Genomic DNA, 18,443 nt, shown 5'->3' with positions numbered 1-18,443 from the left:
GACAGGTGTGCTCGCTGATGGTGTCGAGGAAGTCGGTGCGGTCGGGCATGGATCGGTCTCCGCAGTACCTGCGTGCGAGCGTACCAGCCCTGGCCGCGAGAGCCCTGCGCGTCCCGCCACGAGGGCCCGTGCATCAAGTCTCCGTTCTTACAGACCGGGTGGGAGGCCTGAGCCTCGACGGCCTTGTCCTGCGACCGCGGGATAACATCCACGCCGCTGCTTTCCCGGGCGGACGACGCGGCCGAACATCGTGGGAGGCTGGAGCGCCGAACACGTCCCCTTACGATCGGGCACGGGTTCTGGTACGGCAAGCGAGGGGATCGATGGGCAGGAGCGCCGCGTACGCTCGCCGCCGAACTCGCAGGGGTCCGACTCGATCGGCTCAGGCACGGGCACGGGGCACCGTCGGCCCCGCCCCCCGTCACCCGCGGCCAGCACGCCGACCTCGTCGTCACGCCGCATTCCCTCGCTACCTACGACGCCCTGAAGAAGGACTCGACGCCATGACCGACCTGACGCCCACCGAGACCAAAGACCGCCTCAAGAGCCTCGGCCTCTTTGGCCTGCTCGCCTGCTGGGAGCAGCTCGCCGACAAGCCCTGGCTTCGCGAGGTGCTGGCCATCGAGGAGCGCGAGCGCCACAAGCGCAGCCTCGAACGCCGCCTGAAGAACTCGCGCGTTGCGGCCTTCAAGCCCATGACCGACTTCGACTGGTCCTGGCCCAAGAAGATCGACCGCGAGGCCGTCGATGAGCTCTTCGGCCTGGGCTGCCTCGCCACCGGCCACAACGCCGTGCTCGTCGGCCCCAACGGTGTCGGCAAGACCATGATCCTCAAGAGCCTCGCCCACCAGGCCGTCGTCCGCGGCCACACGGTCCGCTTCTCGACCGCGAGCGACATGCTCGCCGACCTCGCCGCGCAAGAGTCCTCGGCCGCGCTCGCGCGAAGGTTGCGCCGCTACAAGTCGATCCGCTTCCTTCGCGCTATAAGAAGGCTGATGAGGCGGCATTCAAGATCGTCGGCAACACGCTCAAAAAGGAGCTCGGGCTCGCACCACTGAAAAGCCTCGAGGCCCGCGATTCGCGCTTGACGCCTGGCATTCAGTTGGCTGACCTGCTCCTGGGTGCCACGATGGCCGACTGGCAGAACAACGCAACGTCGCCATACAAGCAAGAGGTTCGAAAAACGTTAGCCGAGCACCTGGGATGGTCGGATCTGCGCGCGGACACTCGCCGGAGCGAATGGAAGTTCAATGTCTGGTACTTCTTCGACCCAAGCGCTGGCTTTCCTAGGGAAATCCAGACGCGGCCAGTAACACTGAAAGTGCCAATGGGACCGCTTCGGCTTCGTCGCCGTCCGAAGGTGGAGACCGAAGGTGCCCTCAGTAGCCTACGTTCGTCAGCTAGTCCTCATTATGCTCGAGGAAGCTCTCCATCGAGCGTCCGCAAATAGCCACGCGCAACACGACTACGCTCCGTGTGGACCGTACGCCGGGTTCCCGGGTCATACCGTGGAGAGTCAGATGGGGCGGAGCCGCCTGATGACTTGAGCCAGAGGGCGCTCATCGCACACTCTCGCGTCGCGCATCTGCTCCAGATTTGCGTGAACCGTTTGTCCTCAGCGACCTCGCCACTCGATCCGCTCCCCCTCCATCGCGCAGCGCCCGGACTGCCTCAGGAGCTCGATCCCAACGGCGATCCGCTCGCTGACCTTCGCCCCCGCTCGCTGGATTCCGAACAGACGCGCGGTCTCCCGGATCAGGTCGTCACGGGTGGTGGAGAGGCTACGCGAGAGCAGCCAGGCGGCAGCTGCTGCTATCTCCTCGGGCGGCACGACCTCCGCAGGGCGCGGCTCTCCAGTGCTCGCAGGTCCTCGAAACGTGGACCACGTGTCGTATGCCTGATCAGCGCGCCATACGAAATCGCCCCGCATCACAGCCATGCCCGGGATGCCACGGATGTGCTCGATAAGGTGGTTCCGCAGGCGATCGGTGATCCGTGTGCCTCCGAAGCATGCAGCGATCCGCCGCGAGAGCTCGTCGAGGTGGATAGGCGCCTCAACCGCGAGGATGCCGAGTAGGCGCGCGCGCAGCTCCCGAGCTCCAGCTCCGCTATAGATCGCGTCCACACCGAATGGAGCAGGCGTGAGCTCCGCCTTCACGTAGGGTGTGACCGGCGGAGGCTTCGGTGTCAGGTTGGGACTCGTGTTGACGCTCGCAACAGGCGGCGTGGGTGTCCGCGCCTCCTGGAGAGGCGCTGCGGCAATGGCTACCGGTGGACGTGGGACCGGCGCCCTGCTGCCTTCTTCCAGAGCGCGCCGTACCGCCTCTTCGAGCCGATCGAGCTCGCGAGAGCGCTGGAACCACCAGTCGGAAGACCAGACCCGATGCAGCTTCCATCCGAGCCCTTCCAGCACTTGCTGCCGGAGCCGATCGCGATCGCGTGCGGTCGCCGCCGAATGGTAGCTGGCGCCGTCGCACTCGATGCCAAGCAGGTAGACGCCCGGCCGCTCGGGATGCACCACCGCGAGATCGATGCGGTACGAGCCGCACCCGACCTGGCAGTCCACCCGATACCCCTTGGCGAGCAGAGCCTCATACACCTCGCGCTCGAAGTCGCTGTCGAAGTCGCCGCTGCGCAGCACCGGGCGCTGCTGCGTCGAGCTGCCGCGCTCCGCGACATAGCGAAGAAATGCCTTCAGATGCCGCGCGCCGGTCGCGTTCGTCCGCGTGAGGTCGATCTGCTCATGCGTCAGCGTGGAGAACACGCGCAGCTTCATCCGCGCGCGCGTGATGGCGACGTTCAGACGGCGCTCGCCGCCGCTGCGGTTGAGGGGGCCGAAGTTCATCCAGACGCGCCCGGACTCATCCGGGCCGTACCCTACGCTGAACAGGATCTCGTCTCGCTCGTCGCCCTGCACGTTCTCCAGGTTCTTGATGAAGACTGGCTCCGTGAGGCTGCTCGCGAAGTGCGCCTCGATGTCGGCGCTTTTCCCGCGCGCCTCGTCGAGCAGATCCTGGATGAGGAGCTGTTGCGCCAGGCTGAAGGTAACGATCCCGAAGCTCCGCTCGCCCGGCGGCGTGCCGCGGAGGGCGCTCACGAGATTGGCGACCAGCGCCTCGGCCTCCGCACGGTTCGTACGCGACTTGCTCTTGTCGTACACACCACCGGGTACGGGGTGCCACTCGACACCGAGCTCGGGCACACGGCCGTGCGCCGCCGGGAACACGTTCAGGTGCCCCTCGTAGTAGTGCTGATTGCTGAAATCGATGAGCGCTTCATGCCGGCTGCGGTAATGCCAGCCGAGCATCTGCTGTGGCAATCCGGCGGCGACGGCCTCGTCGAGGATGCTCTCGAGCTCCTCGACGTCGTTGTCGTCCACTGGGGCGTCGTCGGCGACCCCGCGCTGGAAGAAGTTCGTCGGCGGTAGCTGCCGCGAGTCGCCCACGATCACCACCTGCCTACCCCGGGCGATGGCGCCGATCGCGTCGTGGGTGCAGATCTGCGACGCCTCGTCGAACACCACAAGATCGAAACGTCGCCCGTCCGCCGGGAGGTACTGCGCCACGGAAAGCGGGCTCATGAGAAAGCAGGGCTTGAGGCGCGTCGACAGGTTCGGCATCTCGCCAAGAAGCCGCCGGATCGGCAGGTGTCGGGCCTTCTTGCGCAGCTCGCGCTGGAGCCTGCCCGTCTCCGACGCCTCCGAGAGAGCGCCGTCAACCTGCGGCAGCCGCGCCTGGAGGATCTCGGCGACGCGCTGACGGCCGAGCTGGATGTGCTCCTCGTCGGCGCCCCGGAAGCGCTCTACCAGCCGGTGGCGGTTCGGCCCGTCGAACGTCCGGAGCGCGGGCTCGGCGTCGCGAACCGCGTCCACCCAGGCCTGCAAGAACGAACGCTCGGTGCACGCGACCACATCGCCCGAGCGGAGCGTGCCGGCCTGGTGTGCCGCGACGATGGGCCCGGCACCCCACTGCGTGAACTGCGCCGCCTGCTTCCGGTAAAGACAAAAGGACCGGAACGCGCCAAAACCCTGATGCCAGCGAGACAGGAGCTCGTGCGCTATGTGCAGGTAGCCCGGGCGGGTGTCATCGGGCCACACACCGCCGAAGGGGGCGATCCCCGCAACTACGGCCTGCACGTGCGTGCGCAGCGTGGCGATCGCGCCGGATAAGGCCTGGGCCTGCGCGGCAACGACGTTGCGGCGCTCCGGGGAGAGCGCGGGGTCGGTGAGCGCGACGACCCGGTCGAGCGGAGCCGAGGAGGAGGCACGGTACCGGCGAAGCGCCGCGCGGAAAGCATCGGCCCGCGCAAGCACAGGCGCAGGATCATCGTGGTCGTTCCCCGTCCAGCAGCCGCCGAAGGCGTGGACCAGCCCCGCCCGGTCGCGCTCGATCTGCTCCGCGTTGCCCAGCGCAGCGCGCGCGAGGGTGAGATCGCTGGAGATCTCTTGATTGGGCGGCAGCACGCCGCGCGCCACCGGCTTGAGCCGCGAGCGTGCGCCCCACAGGAACAGGAGCGCGAACAGGAAGAAGCTCTGCGCCCAGCGCTTGAACAGGGCCTCGAGAGCCGCGAGGTCCAGCTGGTAGACGGAGTCCTGCCAGCGCTTCCCGAGCCGCAACCGCCACTCCGCGAGCGTCCGCGTCCGCCCGATCCACTCTTGCATCCGCCGACGCAGATCTGCGCTGCCCGCTTCGTCGATAAGCAAAGGGGGCACAGGGCCGCTCGCGGCCGCGGCCCCGAGCTGCACAAGCTCGTCGATCCCGGTGAGCGACTCCGCCATGGGAACGCCGAGGAGGGATGCAAGCTGCCGCGCGGTCGCGTCAACCGCCCCAACGGCCCGGATCGCGCCTTCCACCTCTGCGCGTAGGGCCTGCTCGCCTTGCGCCGACCATTCCATGAGCCGTGCGTCCCGGTACGGATGCGCGGTGATCGGGTCCACATCGCGGGATGCTACCGCGTAGGCGTTCGCCGCTTCGAGCAGCCCACGGAGCTGTACGTCGGTCGCGGACGTGATGTTGGCGAAGGCGACGGGGATCTTCGGCGCGCTGGCCAGGGCGAGGAGGCGCGCGCTCGCCTGGTAGAAGCTGCGTCCGAGCGGGCGTGGCGCGTGGAGCGCGCGCGTGTAGGCGTTGAGCTCTGCTCGCAATTTCCCGAGCTCTGCCGAGCGCTGCTCCCAGGCCGACGGCGCTGTCATTGCAGCGCGTGATAGGCTCTTCCCGAACGACTCGATGACCTGCTTCTTCTGCGCCTTGTGGCTATGCAGTTCGAGGCAGAAGTCGCCGAGGCCCGCCTGATCGAGGCGCCGCTTCACCACGTCGAGCGCGGCCATCTTCTCCGAGACGAAGAGCACGGTGCGGCCCTCCGCCATCGCCGCGGCGATGAGGTTGGTGATCGTCTGCGACTTGCCGGTCCCCGGCGGACCCTGGAGCACGAAGCAGCGCCCGGCGAGCGCCGAGGTGATCGCGGCCATCTGCGTCGAGTCGGCGTCCACGACGACGGGCAGGCGCGCCGGCGGCACGGCGTCGTCGAGCGCGCGCGGATCCATCGCGGGCGCGGCGTTGGGGAAAGCCGTCTGCGCGCCGGAAGCGATGTGGCGCACGACGGGATTTTCCAGGACCGCCGCGGCGTTGTCCCCCAGATCGCGCCACATCAGGAATTTGGTGAACGTGAAGAGCCCGAGGTGGACCTCCTCGCTCACCTCCCAGCGCGGCATCCGCTGGATGGCCTGGCGCACGGCGCGAAACATCGCCGGGACGTCGCGCCCGTGCTCATCCGCGTCAAGGTTCGCGAGAGCGCCGAAATCGACGGCGAAATCACGATGTAGCTTCTCGGCGAGCGTGACGTTCGGTACTGCCTCCTCCGGCAGGCCGCGCAGGCGGAGGCGCCTCGTCGTCCGCTGGTATTCGAGCCCCACCGGCACGAGCAGGAGCGGCGCGAAGCGAGGCTTGTCGCTGGATTCGGACTCGTACCAGCGCAGGAACCCGATCGCAGCGTAAAGCGTGTTGGCGCCGCCCTCCTCCAGATCCGTTCGCGCGCTGCGATCGAGGTGAACGGCCCGGGCCCGAAGCTCTACCTCCGACAGCGGGCTATGCACGATGCCCTTCTTCAGGTCCTCGCACAGGCGCGCGTGGAGCTCCGCGTCGTCGGAGCGCACCTTGGCGAGCTTGGCGTCGCGCGCGTCCCGGCCGTCGGACGGCCGCGGGAACAGGTCGAAGGCCTTCTCTTCGGCCAGCGCGTCCTCAAAGGCCGCCGCGTCCGGAACCTCGAGCGGGATCGATCCCTTGATATCGGCCCGGAAGTTCAAGAGCCGGTTGCGGAGCGAGAGATCGAGCAGGCGGTCGCGCCACTGCTTGAGTCGTGCGCTGACGGGATCGGCTGGACGCGGAGCAACGACAGGTGCGGGTTCCTCGAGCGGCATCTGCGCCGCCTCGAGCAGCAAGGTCCGGGCTTCCTCGGTAACTCGACCCGGGGCCGCCGCGACGGCAGGTTGCGCCGAGGCGGTGCGCATGAGGTCGCGGAGAGGGAGCGGCCGGTAGCGATCCATGCGGGCGACTCGGACGTCGACGGCAAAGACGAATTCCTCGTCGCGTGACAGGTAGTCGGTCGCGACCGCCTTTGCGCGCTCGAAACGGGGTGCCGGTGAGTGGATGATGGTGCTCGAGTCGAAAAAGAGGAGCTGCTCGAGCGCCACGGTCGTGCGCAGCCGGGCCGCGTCGTTCACCACGCATTCCGGGAAGCGGTCATCCACGAGCCACACGCCCGGGAAGGCGTGACCGTGGACGGTGACGATCAACGGCCGGAGGCCCATCTGCTCGAGGCACGCCACGGCGAGCAGCGTCATATCGAGGCAGTTCGCGAGCTGGTCCTCCAGGATGCGATCGGGGAAGCGGACCTTCTGCCCCACCTCCTCGAAGCTCGCTGGCATCTCGGCATACGAGATGCCGAAGCTCTGGAGCGTCTCGTAGAGCGCGGTGACCATGGCCGTGACGCGGGCTGTGGAGCGGCTCTGGTAGCCGTCGAGCGCGTTGTTGCCCGTGGCCCGGCCGAGTCGGTCGCGAACCTGGCGGAGCAGGAGCATGACGACTGGATGGTTCGGCGTGACGAACATCGCGAGCAGCGCCGGAGGCGCGCGCAGCCCGGGCCACTCGTTGTACGCGAGTACGTCGATGGCGCCGGAGCCTCCAGCGAGAGCCTGTCCCCCGGCGACCAGCTTCCATGCGATCCGGGCACGTTCGGCTTCGGTGACGGCGCGCAGTCGCTCCGGTGGCAAGGGGAGATCCACGATTCCGAGGTCGATGGACTCGCCGCCGTGCACAGTCGGCACTGGGACCTGCACCGGCACGCCGAGCTCCGGGGCGAGCTCAATGGTGAGCACCGCACCTTCGAGGGGCGCCGAGCCGCTGTTCCGGATCTGCACGGAAGAGACGACGGGCACTCCCGCCTGCTCGAGGGCGAACGTCAAGGTCCGGGTATGCTCGAGCTCGACAGTGACCGTCGACTGCTCTTGGATTGCCATGCCTGCCTCAAAGCGTGTGCACGACGAGCCGCTCGGAGCCGAGCGCCCGCCTCGCTGTCTCGACCATGTGCTCGTGGTGGGTGAAGTAGAGCACTTGCGTGCGTTCCGCGAGGTCGCCGAGGATGCGGAGGGCTGCCTCGGATCGAGGGTCGTCGAAGTGAATCAAGATGTCGTCCGCGACGAAGGGGAGGCGCTCATTCCGGCTGACATACTGCTCGACGACGGCCAGCCGAAGCGCGAAGAAGAGCTGATCCCGAGTGCCATCGCTCATTCCCTCGACACCCACGCTCTTGCCATCCGCTCGAACGCCGAGGAGGACCGGCTCGTCGTCCTTCCCGAACTCGACGACCAGGCGCGCGAACGATCTCAGCGTCAGGCGCTCGAAGAGGACGCTAGCACGGCCGAGGATCGGTCCCTGGTTCTTCTCTCGATAGCGCTCGATCCCGCGCTGGAGCAGCGCGCTCGCGAGCGTCAGCCGGATCCATTGCTCCGCCCCCTCGTGGATCTTCGTGATCTCGGCCTGGGCGCTCTGGGCGGCCAGCGCGGCCTGGTCGCCGCCGCTCATCGCGTCGAACCGGGTGCGCAGCTCACCCTCCTTGCGCGCGAGTTCCGTCTTCTCGGCGTCGAGCTGCTTTGCCTCCTCCTCCCGCTCCTGGATCAGCCCAGGCAGCGTGTCGCCGTTCGCGCCCGCGGCCTCGGCGGCGAGATCTTGGAGCGAGCGCCCCCCGCCCCCGGCGAGGAGGTGCCGCTCGACACTGCCAAGCCGGCGCTCCACGTCGCGCCGCTGCTGCCACGTGCGCTCGATCGCGCGGAGGTCGTCGAGCGTGGAGCAGCACGCGCTCCGGCAGAGCTCCTCGAGCTTCGCGGTGTGGCGCGCGATGGCCGCGCGGCACTCGTCGACGATGCGCTCGTGGTGTGCGATCTCGGCCTCCAGGCCCGCGCGCCGCTCCTCGTCGCCCCGCGCCGAGGCGAGCACCTTCGCGAGGCGATCGGCCGCGGCTACGGCGTCTAGCCCCGTGATCTCGGGGGCGGCGGCCGTGATGCATGCGCCCACGGCTCGCTCGAACGCAATCCTGTCCTCCCCGATACGCCGGATGCGATGCTCGAGCGTGTCCGCGTCATCGAGCTTGCGGGTTGTCTCATCGCAGAGATCCAGGATCGCCTCCATCTCCGCGGGCATCACGGTGAGGCCGCGTCCGAACCTGTTCGCAAACAGTCCCCACCGCTCACGCCACCCTTCGAGCTGCGCCTCCTTGTAGGCGTAGCTTTGCCGCGCGGCGTCGCGCTTGGAGCGCAGGCTGTCGATCGTCTGGATCAGCGACTTTCGCTCGCTCCGCTCTGCAGCGCTCTGCTCGACGAGGCGCTGCGCGCGCGCAAGAAGCGCGGCGAGGTCCTCGTCGCCGCCCGCGCCTTCCTCGCCGATGAGCATGAGCGCTCGGCCGATGGACCGCCGTGCGCTCGAGTGTGCCTCCTCCAGCTCGCGGAGCGCGTCCTGTCGCGCGCGCGAGGTGGCACGGCGCTCGAGGATGCGCGTGCGTTGCGCGAGCCACTTGAGCATCTCGTCCGGCGGTTGCGGCGCGAAGCCGAGCGACGGCCAGAGCGCGCGCCATTCCTCCTCAGTCCGTGTCGCGCTTGCCTCAACGGCCCGGAGCTCGCCTTCCTGCGCTGCGACCAGATCGCGCCGGCGCGCGACCTCCGCGACGAGCGAGCGATGGCGCTCCACGCGCGCTGCCTCGGCGCGCAGCGTATCGGCTAGCTCGTCGGTGGCCGCGACGCTGTCCTCGTACGCGTCGGCGAGCGGCAGGCCGGGCGCGAAGGCCGCAGCCTCCGCGGCGATGTCCTCCCGGCCGTCGATGAACCCGCGGCGCAGGAGTCGAAAGCCCCGGTCGCGGCGCCGGCGGGCGCTGCGCACGGCCTCCGCCGTCGGGATCTCGCCGGCAGGATCGAAGCGGGTCAGCTCGGCCTCGGCGCGCTCGAGCTCCCGGCGCGCGTCGTCGAGCGCGCCGCGCGCCCGTATCTTCTGCTCATGCGCGTCACGGAACGCGCAGGCGAAGCGGTCGATGATCGCGTCCGGAGGGACCTGGAGCGCCTCGAGCTCCACGTCGCCGGACGTCCAGAAGGCCAGCTTGCGCAGCGCCTGCGCGAGCGCCTCGCTGGCGGTCGCCGCCTCCGTCTGCGCGGCGCGGAGGCCCTTGCCGGGATCTCCGAGCTTCAGCGCCTCACCCACGGCGGCGGCGAGCGGCGCCGTGTCCCTCGGCTCGACCGAGCGCGCCAGGGCCCCCTCGGCCGTGCGCAGCTCGACCTCGTAGCCCTCGACCGTCTTGCGGGCCTGCTCGTGCTCTGCGCCGAGCCGCTGCTGCTCGCGGATCATCTCGCGAATGGCGGCGACCTCGGGGCGCCGGGGCAGGATCTCGCGCACCTCGGCGTCCTTCGCCTTGAAGCCCGCCTGCGCGAGCAGGCGTGTAATCTCCGTCCGTACCTGGCGCAGCTCGGCCTCTCGCTTCGGGAGATCGGCGAGCTTGCTCTCGATGTCGCCCCGCTGGCGCGCGAGCCGCTCGATCGCGTCAACCTGCCTCAGAACGGCCTCGCGTGGGGTGATCGCGTCGCGCTGCCCCGAGAGGCGCACGATCTCCTCCTCGGCCCCGGTAAGCCGCCGTCGGGCCTCCCCGAGCGACGACTCCGCCTCTTGCCGCTGCACCGGCGCGTCGTCGGGGAGATCGGGCGCGAGAGCGAGGGCCGTAAGCTCCGCGAGCAGCGCACTCCGCTCCGAGAGCGGCAGCAGGTTGCGCTGGATCCGGTGTAGCCTCTCCCGTTCCGCCCAGAGCTCCTGCACGCGCTTGCTGACGTTCTCGAGCTGCACCCGGACACCTGTGAGCTCGTCGCGGACCGTCCGCCACTCGTCGCCCGAGAGCGCGCGCAGCTTGAGCTCCTTGCGCACCTCGGCGAGCCGCTTCAGCGCCTCGTTGATGAGCTGGTTCTGGCCTCGGGGGCGGAACAGCTTGCCCGCGTCGCCCTCGATTTCCTCCACCACCTTGCGCATGCCGGCGAGCCCCGCGCCCGCCTCGAAGAGGCCGAGCCCTGCGTCCCCACCGTCCTTGAGCAGCGCTTCGCCGCCCTCGCGGAGCTGCTCGTGGTCGAGGCCGAAGATCCGCTCGAAGAAGGGGCGCTCCAGGGCGCCGAGGAACGGCTTCAGGGCGCCGTCGTCGAGGACCCCCTCCTCGGGGTCGAGGAGCGTCTTCACGCGTCCTTTGCGGCGGAGGAAACGGAGCGTGGTGCCGGAGTCGCTCTCGATGGCGACCCCCACGCGGAGCGTCCGCTCGTCGTGCAGGAATGCGGCCGGCGAGAGGTGTGGGAACCCGAAGAGCAGATCGCCGAGCGCGCGAAGTGTCGAGGTCTTTCCGGCCTCGTTCCGGCCGTACACCACGTGCACGACGCCTGCCTTGTCACCGAAGGTCAGCGTCCGCTCGGTGAACGGGCCGAACGCCTTGAGCTGGAGCTCGATGAGCCTCACGGCGCCGCGCCCCAGGCATCGATGCGCGCGAGGAGCAGCTGCTCGGCATCGTCGATCAGCATGCGGGCTTGCTCGGGGTCACGCAGGTCGGACAGCGCCATCGCCTCGCGCACTTCATGGGGCAGTTTGCTCAGGAGCTTGTCGATCTCCTCGACCAGCGCGCCGATTGCGCCCGGGTCTTCAACGACCTCGCGAACCGAGCGCAGGAGCTCGCCGATGGCGTCGTCACGCCTTCGGACCTCGTCGAGGTCGCGGAGCGGCTGGGTAGCAGTCTCCACTTTCTCAACCCACACGTCGTCCTGGCCCGCCTCGACCCCGGCGGCGCGAACCTGGTGCTTCCACAGGTCCGGGTGCCGCAGGACGGCGTCATGTGCGTCGCAGCGGCCCTCGATCCGTATCCGGGCCGCGAGAAAGCGCCCATCGGCCTCCTCGCGCTCGCGACGGATCGCGTCACGGACGCGGTCGAGCACGTCCTCCGGCGTCCCCGCGCCGGAGGCGTCGACGATCACACAGGCCCAGCGGAGCACGTCGACCGCGCGGTGCTCCGTGATGACCTGGCCGTCATCGACGCTCACGACCGTGCACCCCTTGGCCCCCGACTCGCGCACATGGCGACCCTGCACGTTGCCGGGGAAGACCACCCACGGATCCTCGCAGAGCACCTCGCGCTTGTGAACGTGGCCGAGCGCCCAGTAGTCGTAGCCGCGGGCGCGCAGGTGATCGAGCGCGCAGGGCGCATAGCCCGAGTGTCCCTCGCGTCCATCGAGCGCGGTGTGGAGCACTCCTATATTGAACCAGCCTTTTCTCGGCGTCGGGTAGCTCGCGGCGAGGTTCTCGAGCGTATCCCGCTTCGCGAAGCTCTGGCCGTGCAGCGCTACCTTGAGCCGCTCGATGGTGACCGTCTCCGCCTTCTTCCAGCCGAAGATATGGACGTTATCGGGCGGAGACAGTCTCTGGGTGATCTTGCTCTCTGCGTCGTGGTTGCCGCGTACCACGTACGCGGAGATGCCGCGCTGCCCGAGGCGCGCCATCTGCTTGGCGAAGTAGAGCCCCGTATTGAAATCGAGCCATTCGCCGTCGTAGAGGTCGCCAGCGATGACGAGGAAGTCCGCTTCTTCCTCGATGCACAGGTTGACCAGATTTTCAAACCCTCTGCGCGTGGCGCCGCGGAGCGATTCAACCGGCGCGCCGTCATAGGCGCTCAGCCCTCGCAGAGGGCTGTCGAGGTGAACGTCTGCACAATGAACGAACTTCAAAGTTGCCCCCCTCTCACGAAAAACAACCAGCAAGCAGCGGATTCACACGTTGGCCCGGTTCCAGATCGTTGACGTGCCGCCCTCATCGTGCCGGGGTGTGTTCAAGCCGCACGTTTGTAAATCACATGCCGCGCGCGCGTGTCATGCTGGCCGAAGGTTCAGTGATACGAGGACGGGCATTTACTTGTTCTAGCGCAGCTTTGTCCACACAGGCGCACCGCCCGCTCGCCGCGCACGCCGACGGACAGCTCCGGCAAGTACCTTGCCGTGCACGCGAGGCCGGCGCGGCCGGCCGCGGCGTCGAGCCGCTGGGACGACCGTTGAGCGCCTCGTGAGGACCGCCAGGATCTCTGTAGATCGTGCTCCTCGGCGGCTCACAGGCGATCGAGGCGAGCAGGTACCGGCCCGATTCCCCCGATGACCCGCGGCAGGCGTTGCGCAGGTGACTTCACGCGATTTGCTGGCTTCAGGTGGCACGTTACCGCGAGCACGCGTCACGAGATCCTGCACCTGAAGGCGCTCAGCTTGGCATACGAGCATTCCGGACCGAGCATCGAAGCTCAGGTCCAGGCGCTCGATATGCTTGAGCTGGCCGAGTTGCCCTGTGGCAGCCGGAGGAACTGCGTGACCGCAGGCGCCCAAAGAGTTCACGAGCCTGTCCTCACGGGACGGCAGGTGTAATGGAACGCTCGAAGGCGTCTGCCCGGTTGCAAACCGATCGTGGAGGAGCTCGTGCGAGCGTACCAGCCCTGGCCGCGAGAGCCCTGCGCGGTCTCGCCACGGCGGCCCGTGCATCGGGTATCCGTTCTTACAGACTGGCTGCGAGGCCTGAGCCTCGACGGAACTGCAGGGGCGGGGATGATGCCCGTGTTCGGCGAACTGAGTACGACGCCGCCGGTCGGAACGCGCGCCATGTGGAGGTCGAGCGACGTGACTCGCTCCGTACGGACCCGGTCATGCGGGCGTCGCACGCGCTCGAGCATCGGGCTGACGATCGCATTGACGGTCCGGAGCCCCCTTCCTGATGACGTCCACCGCTTCGCGGACGAGCTTCGCGCGTTCCTCGCTCGGTGGCATCGCGCCGAGGGCTCTGATCATCGCGTTCGCGCCCGAGATCACGCGGGCGATGACCTTGCTCTGGCGTAGGTCCTCCGTCTCGTACTCGTAGGTGACCTCCACAAGCTCACCGGAGGGGCTTCGCGCCAACCTCCCGCGGTGGTTGCAGGAGTTCAGTCCGGGGGCGCCACACGGCCAGCACCGTTCGGGGATCTTCGTCACGGTGCGCATGACGACGGCGACGCCCGTGGGTCGGTGCGGTAGAACCCCCGCCACGGCCGGCGCCTGGCTCGACTGCACCGACACCTTCCCCCTGCCGTGTGGCTTCTCCACAGCTTCCGCCACAGTCGCGGCGTCATCGCGTGCTTCTCCTTCGGCAGCCGCGCGAGCGCGAGCAGCGCCCTCTTCTTGTTCTCGAGCGACGTGCCCTTCACGACGCGCTTGGCCTCCGGGGTCAGCTTCGCGACCTGGACGTCCTCCTGAGGTGGTTAGGCCGCTCTGGCGAATCCTTTCGCCTGATTGAGGTGATCGCCGACAGGACGAAGCGTCCGACGCTACACTGGATTGCTTCGCGGCTCGCAGAGGTCGTCAAGCTCGGCCCCGTTCAGGTGGAGGCACAGCCCGCGCCCGTGGCGGTCGCCGGTTCAAGAGAGGGAGGCGACTGCGGGATAACATCCACGCCGCTGCTTTCCCGGGGGGACGAAGCGGCCGAAACTGGTGGGAGGCTGGAGCGCCGAACACGTCCCCTTACGATCGGGCACGGGTTACTGGTACGGCAAGCGAGGGGACCGTTGGGCAGGAGCGCCGCGTACATTCGCCGTCGAACTCGCAGGGGGTCCGGTTCAAGCGGCTCAGGCACAGGAACGGTCCCGGAGCGGGCGCCGGACAAGGGGGCGCCCTGCCAAAAGTTTGCCAGATCTCGGGTCTCCTCCTGTCCGCCGTGGTCCTCTCTCGGCCCACCCCACGACCGCAGCAAATGCCGGAACTCACAGCAGATTTCAGCGGAGGAGAAGGGATTCGAACCCCTGGTTGAGTTGCCCCAACGGCGGTTTTCAAAACCGCTGCCTTCGACCGCTCGGCCACTCCTCCAAATACTCAGAACGACTTGCTTTTGTGCCCGTTCCCGAGCCGCCTGTCAACGCCCGCCCTCGCGCCGCACCGGCCGTCCGTGGGGCGCCCCTGAGCTCGACCAGCACGCATCCGGCAGAGCTCCACCTCCACATCGGCGTCTCTCTCCCCTCCCCGCCCTTCTCGAGCGCTCCCCCTACTTCCGTCCCCCGTTCCCCGCCGCCGCTCCCCCCGTCGCGCCCGCCGCCTTCTCCCCTACCCCGCCCTTCAGCACCTCCGCCAGCCACGTCTTCGCGCCCGCGCAGGTCCCCGCCGCGCGGACCTCCCCTCCCCCGCGCCGCTCGTACGGCCCTGCGACGATCGCCACGTCGCTCCCGCGCGCCGTCCACGCGAGCGGCCCGAGCGACGCGCGCTGCTGGCACGCCTTCCCGAAGCGGCGCTCGAGCACCTTCCCCGCCTCCGCCGCGTCGGCCGCGCGGTCGAACCGCAGCCGCCACGCGAGCGCGAACGCTCGCCGCGTCGGGTCCTGCGGATCGTCCCGCTGGACCACCGCGTACCGATCCCCGCCCCACCCGGCCGCCGCGCCGATGGCCGCCTCGCGGTGCCCGTAGGCCGCGAACGTGATGCGCAGCGCCTGCTCGCCCATCACGTCGTCGAAGACGACGCGGAACCCTGGACCGAGCGCCGCGGCGGTCGGGACAGCCACCTCGACGGCGGGCTCGCGCGCGGCGAGCTTCTCGGGGTGCAGCAGCTGCTCGGTGGTCTCCGGCAGCGCGCGCCAGACCGCGTCCACGGAGGCCCAGCCGCCGTCCCGGCGCAGCGCCTGCACGAACGCGAAGCCGTCCGTGTAAGGCGCGCCCAGCGACTCCTGCAGCACGAGCGGCGTGTCGCCCACGGACGACAGCGCCGTCGACATCGCCACGAGCTTCCGGAGCGTCGACTCGTCCATCTGGAACGCCGAGCCGACCAGCACATCGAACATCGCGCTCATCGCCTCGCCCTCGACGAGCGCGTGCGTGGCCGCGAGGCGATCGCTGTCGCCCGCCTTGAAGCGCAGCAGCTTCCCGAGCGAGAAGCTCTGGTCCTGGAGCGCGTGGACGAGCTCGTGCGCCAGCGTCTCCTCGGCCTCGGTCTCGCTGAGATCGTCGACGAGGTACATCGTCGCGTCCTCCGGCTCGTAGAAGCCCGCGATGCGGCCCTCGAGCAGGCGGTACATCCCGGCGGTGAAGTCGTAATCGGCCGGGATGAGATCGAGCGCCGCGAGCACCTCGCGCTGGTGATCCAGCACGCCGTCGGGGATCTCGCGCTCCACGTGCGCGCGCACCCGCGCCAGGATCTCGCCGCGGGTGAGCACGCGGCTCCGCACCTCGCGGAGCACCGGCAGGCCGCGCGCCTTCGCCACGCGGGCGAGCACGCGCGCGACCTCGTCCTGGGTCAGCCGGGCCGCGTCGTCGTCGAGCTCGCCCTGGCCGACCGGATCTGCGCCGCCGGCGGGCGGAGGCGCGCCAGGCGGCGCAGGGCGCGCCGCGTCCGAGGCCTGCGCGCGCGGCGGCGCCGCAGGTGCAGCCGGCTGCGCGCAGCCAGCCAGCGCGGCCGTCCCGACGAGCGCCGCCCCGATGACCGCCGCCGCCGCGCGCCCCGCCGCGCGCCCCGCCGCGGGCCCCCGCGCCGCCGCCGCTCGGGCATTGGGCTGGGTCACAGCTGCTCCGCGGCGGGCGCGCGGAGCGCCCGGATCGCCTCGGCGTACCGCGCCACGCGCGCGTCGAACGACAGCTCCTCGCCCGGCGCCGCGGCGCCGAACACGGCCGAGCCGGCGACGAGCGCCCTCGCCCCGGCCGCGACGACCTGCCCCGACGTCGACGGAGCGATGCCGCCGTCGACCTCGAGCGTGATGTCGAGGCCCGCCTGATCGATCGCCTGGCGCAGGCTCCGCAGCTTGGAGAGCGCCCCCGGGATGAACCGCTGGCCGCCGAACCCGGGGTTGACGCTCATCACCAGCACCAGATCCAGATCGGGCAGCACGTGCCGGATCGACTCTTCCGGGGTGTGAGGGTTCAGCACGACGCCGGGGCGCGCGCCAGCTTCCCGGATCTGATGGACCGTCCGGTGCAGGTGCGGCGACGCCTCGACGTGGACCGAGATCCGATCGGCGCCGGCGGCCGCAAACTCGTCCACGTAGCGCTCGGGCTCCACGATCATCAGGTGCACGTCGAGCGGAAGACGCGTCGCGGCGCGAACCGCGCGAACGACCAGCGGTCCGATCGTAATGTTTGGCACAAACCGGCCATCCATCACGTCGACGTGGATCCAGTCGGCGCCGGCGGCCTCGGCGGCCCGCACTTCCTCCGCGAGACGACCGAAGTCAGCCGACAGGATCGACGGAGCGACGATGATTTTGTCGTGACGCACGGGGTAGCGCTAGCAGGCGTGACGCGCGGCGGCTAGCGGGGCATCCACGAGCGTGCTTACGAGGAGGCCGGCGCGGCTGCTAGGCTGCGCAGGTCTGCGCGAGTCGCTCGTGCCCTGCGCGGCGGCGCTGCAGACCGAAGGCAGGATCCCGAACCGTTCGAGTGAGGTGATGCATGGAGACACGGCCGCTGACGAAGCCCGACTACGACCGGATCGTGGGCGAGATCGATCGGTGGTGGGCAGGCCCGACCAGCGCGCTCGCGCACCCGATCTTCTTCTACGAGCTCGGGCGGCTTGCCCGCGTCGTCGAGGATCGCGGGTTGCTTGTCGGCTTCCTGCTCGGGTTCAGGTGCCCGGACGCGGCGGTCGGGTACGTGCACCTCGTCGGCATTCACCCCGACTACCGCCGGCGCGGCGTCGGCAGGATGCTCTATGCAGCGTTCGAGGAGGACTGCCGCCGCGAGGGCTGCCGGCAGCTCAAGGCGATCACGACCCTGGGCAACGAGGGCTCCGTGCGCTTCCACGCGGCGGTCGGCTGGTCGGCGGCCGAGGTCGAGGACTACGCCGGGCCTGGGCGCCCACGGATCGTGTTCACCAAGGATCTCTGATGCGGCTCGCGCCAGGCGCGCTCGGCGGCAGCGCAGCTTCGGGGCCGAGCGCGCCGCGAGGCGGCTCGACGAGCGCGCCGCGAGGGCGAGCGTTGACGTCCACAGGTTGCGGCGTACGCTCTAGGCGCGATACATCGGCTCGGAGCCGCGAGGTGGAGCGATGCGAGAAGGCGGAGACGGTCGCGAGGTGGTGGCAGGCGTTGTCGGGTCGGCCGACGTGGTGGTCGCCGCAGGCGCCCTCGGTGCATCCCCGTGAGCCGCGACGCTGAGCTGGTCGCGCAGCTGCGCGAGATCGGCCTGTTCGGCGGCCTGGGCGATCACGTCCTCCACGGGCTCGCCGACACGCTGGAGCTGCTCGAGCTGCAGCCGGGGGCCGTCGCCTTCCGCGAAGGCGACAGCGGCCGCGAGATGTTCGTGCTGCTCGCGGGGGAGATGGAAGTGCTCAAGCGCTCGAAGCGCGACGTCGAGGCGAGGGTCGCGGTCCTTGGGCCGAGCGACTGGTTCGGCGAGATGTCGATCCTCGACGTGATGCCCCGCTCGGCGACCGTGCGAGCCATCGCCCCGTCGCGCTTGATGCGCGTCACCGCCCACGATCTCGACGCGCTCTACCGGCGCGACCTCAAGTCGTACACCCTCCTCGTGCTGAACATCGCCCGCGAGATGTCGCGCCGCCTTCGCGTGGCGGACAGCCTGCTCGCCGAGCTCGTCGCGAACATGCTCGACGAGTACACGCGGCCGCGCCGACCCGGGATCTGAGCCGCGCGCTCACGGCGTCGCAGGGCGGAGCTGCGGGCGCGGGCAGCCGCTGCCGTCGGCGCGTGACGCCGGCTACCGGCGCGAATGCGGCGGCTGCGACGGCTGCGGGCGCCAGCTGCCGCCGCGGTCGGCGCGCGACTGCAGAAGCTGCCCGCGCGCCGCAGCTACGCTGTCGCGTGCGGGAAGGCGTTCAGGAACCGTCTCCCGGGCGTACCCCGGAGACCAGCGCCGCCGTCGGGCTACGAGGCAGCGTCGAGCGCTCGGCG

General features: G+C 69.6%; 10 protein-coding genes and 1 tRNA gene. 4 read left to right on the top strand and 7 right to left on the bottom strand.

The window, feature by feature from the left end:
- The first annotated feature begins 503 nt into the window (after nucleotides 1-503).
- Nucleotides 504-1,058, top strand: a complete 555-nt coding sequence (locus WMF20_RS46440) for an ATP-binding protein (RefSeq protein WP_437608153.1) — start codon at nucleotides 504-506, stop codon at nucleotides 1,056-1,058.
- A gap of 557 nt (nucleotides 1,059-1,615) precedes the next feature.
- Here the strand turns inward: WMF20_RS46440 and WMF20_RS46435 are convergent.
- Nucleotides 1,616-6,688 carry a DUF3320 domain-containing protein gene (locus WMF20_RS46435; protein WP_437608152.1) on the bottom strand — a complete coding sequence of 1,691 codons (5,073 nt, stop codon included), beginning with the start codon at nucleotides 6,686-6,688 and terminating at the stop codon, nucleotides 1,616-1,618.
- An 84-nt stretch (nucleotides 6,689-6,772) separates the two neighbouring features.
- Between WMF20_RS46435 and WMF20_RS46430 the strand changes: the two genes are divergently transcribed.
- A complete protein-coding gene (locus WMF20_RS46430; RefSeq protein ID WP_437608151.1) occupies nucleotides 6,773-7,597 on the top strand; it encodes a hypothetical protein in 825 nt (274 codons plus the stop codon).
- Here the strand turns inward: WMF20_RS46430 and WMF20_RS46425 are convergent.
- From WMF20_RS46425 to rpe, 6 genes are all read right to left on the bottom strand, one after another.
- Entirely contained in the window at nucleotides 7,521-11,024 is a 3,504-nt protein-coding gene (locus WMF20_RS46425) for an AAA family ATPase (RefSeq protein ID WP_437608150.1), read from the bottom strand. The genes WMF20_RS46430 and WMF20_RS46425 overlap by 77 nt on opposite strands.
- On the bottom strand, nucleotides 11,021-12,280 hold the full coding sequence (locus WMF20_RS46420; RefSeq protein ID WP_437608149.1) for a metallophosphoesterase family protein: 1,260 nt from the start codon (nucleotides 12,278-12,280) through the stop codon (nucleotides 11,021-11,023). The genes WMF20_RS46425 and WMF20_RS46420 overlap by 4 nt, the downstream gene beginning before the upstream one ends.
- Nucleotides 12,281-13,234: 954 nt before the next feature.
- Nucleotides 13,235-13,681: a hypothetical protein gene (locus WMF20_RS46415; protein WP_437608148.1), complete on the bottom strand. Its 447-nt coding sequence runs from the start codon at nucleotides 13,679-13,681 to the stop codon at nucleotides 13,235-13,237.
- 657 nt (nucleotides 13,682-14,338) lie between these two features.
- Nucleotides 14,339-14,425: transfer RNA gene (locus WMF20_RS46410), tRNA-Ser, on the bottom strand.
- A 175-nt stretch (nucleotides 14,426-14,600) separates the two neighbouring features.
- Nucleotides 14,601-16,103: a hypothetical protein gene (locus WMF20_RS46405; protein ID WP_437608147.1), complete on the bottom strand. Its 1,503-nt coding sequence runs from the start codon at nucleotides 16,101-16,103 to the stop codon at nucleotides 14,601-14,603.
- Nucleotides 16,100-16,813 (bottom strand): ribulose-phosphate 3-epimerase, encoded by a 714-nt coding sequence (gene rpe, locus WMF20_RS46400; RefSeq protein WP_129580210.1) that lies wholly within the window; start codon nucleotides 16,811-16,813, stop codon nucleotides 16,100-16,102. The genes WMF20_RS46405 and rpe overlap by 4 nt, the downstream gene beginning before the upstream one ends.
- A 173-nt stretch (nucleotides 16,814-16,986) precedes the next feature.
- Between rpe and WMF20_RS46395 the strand changes: the two genes are divergently transcribed.
- Both WMF20_RS46395 and WMF20_RS46390 read left to right on the top strand, forming a co-directional pair.
- Nucleotides 16,987-17,421, top strand: coding sequence for a GNAT family N-acetyltransferase (locus WMF20_RS46395; protein WP_012240797.1), 435 nt, complete (start codon nucleotides 16,987-16,989; stop codon nucleotides 17,419-17,421).
- A 252-nt stretch (nucleotides 17,422-17,673) separates the two neighbouring features.
- Nucleotides 17,674-18,177 carry a cyclic nucleotide-binding domain-containing protein gene (locus WMF20_RS46390; RefSeq protein ID WP_129580209.1) on the top strand — a complete coding sequence of 168 codons (504 nt, stop codon included), beginning with the start codon at nucleotides 17,674-17,676 and terminating at the stop codon, nucleotides 18,175-18,177.
- The last annotated feature ends 266 nt before the right edge of the window (nucleotides 18,178-18,443 follow it).

The sequence above is a fragment of the Sorangium sp. So ce834 genome (genome assembly GCF_051521425.1).
Classification (GTDB): domain Bacteria; phylum Myxococcota_A; class Polyangia; order Polyangiales; family Polyangiaceae; genus Sorangium; species Sorangium cellulosum_D.
Note: the sequence above shows the minus strand (reverse complement) of the source record. Positions and strands in the feature narration are given on the sequence as shown.

Excerpts from the sequence above, each read along its gene's own strand:
- WMF20_RS46440 (WP_437608153.1), top strand. The coding sequence starts at position 504 with ATGACCGACCTGACGCCCACCGAGACCAAAGACCGCCTCAAGAGCCTC.
- WMF20_RS46395 (WP_012240797.1), top strand. The coding sequence starts at position 16,987 with ATGGAGACACGGCCGCTGACGAAGCCCGACTACGACCGGATCGTGGGC.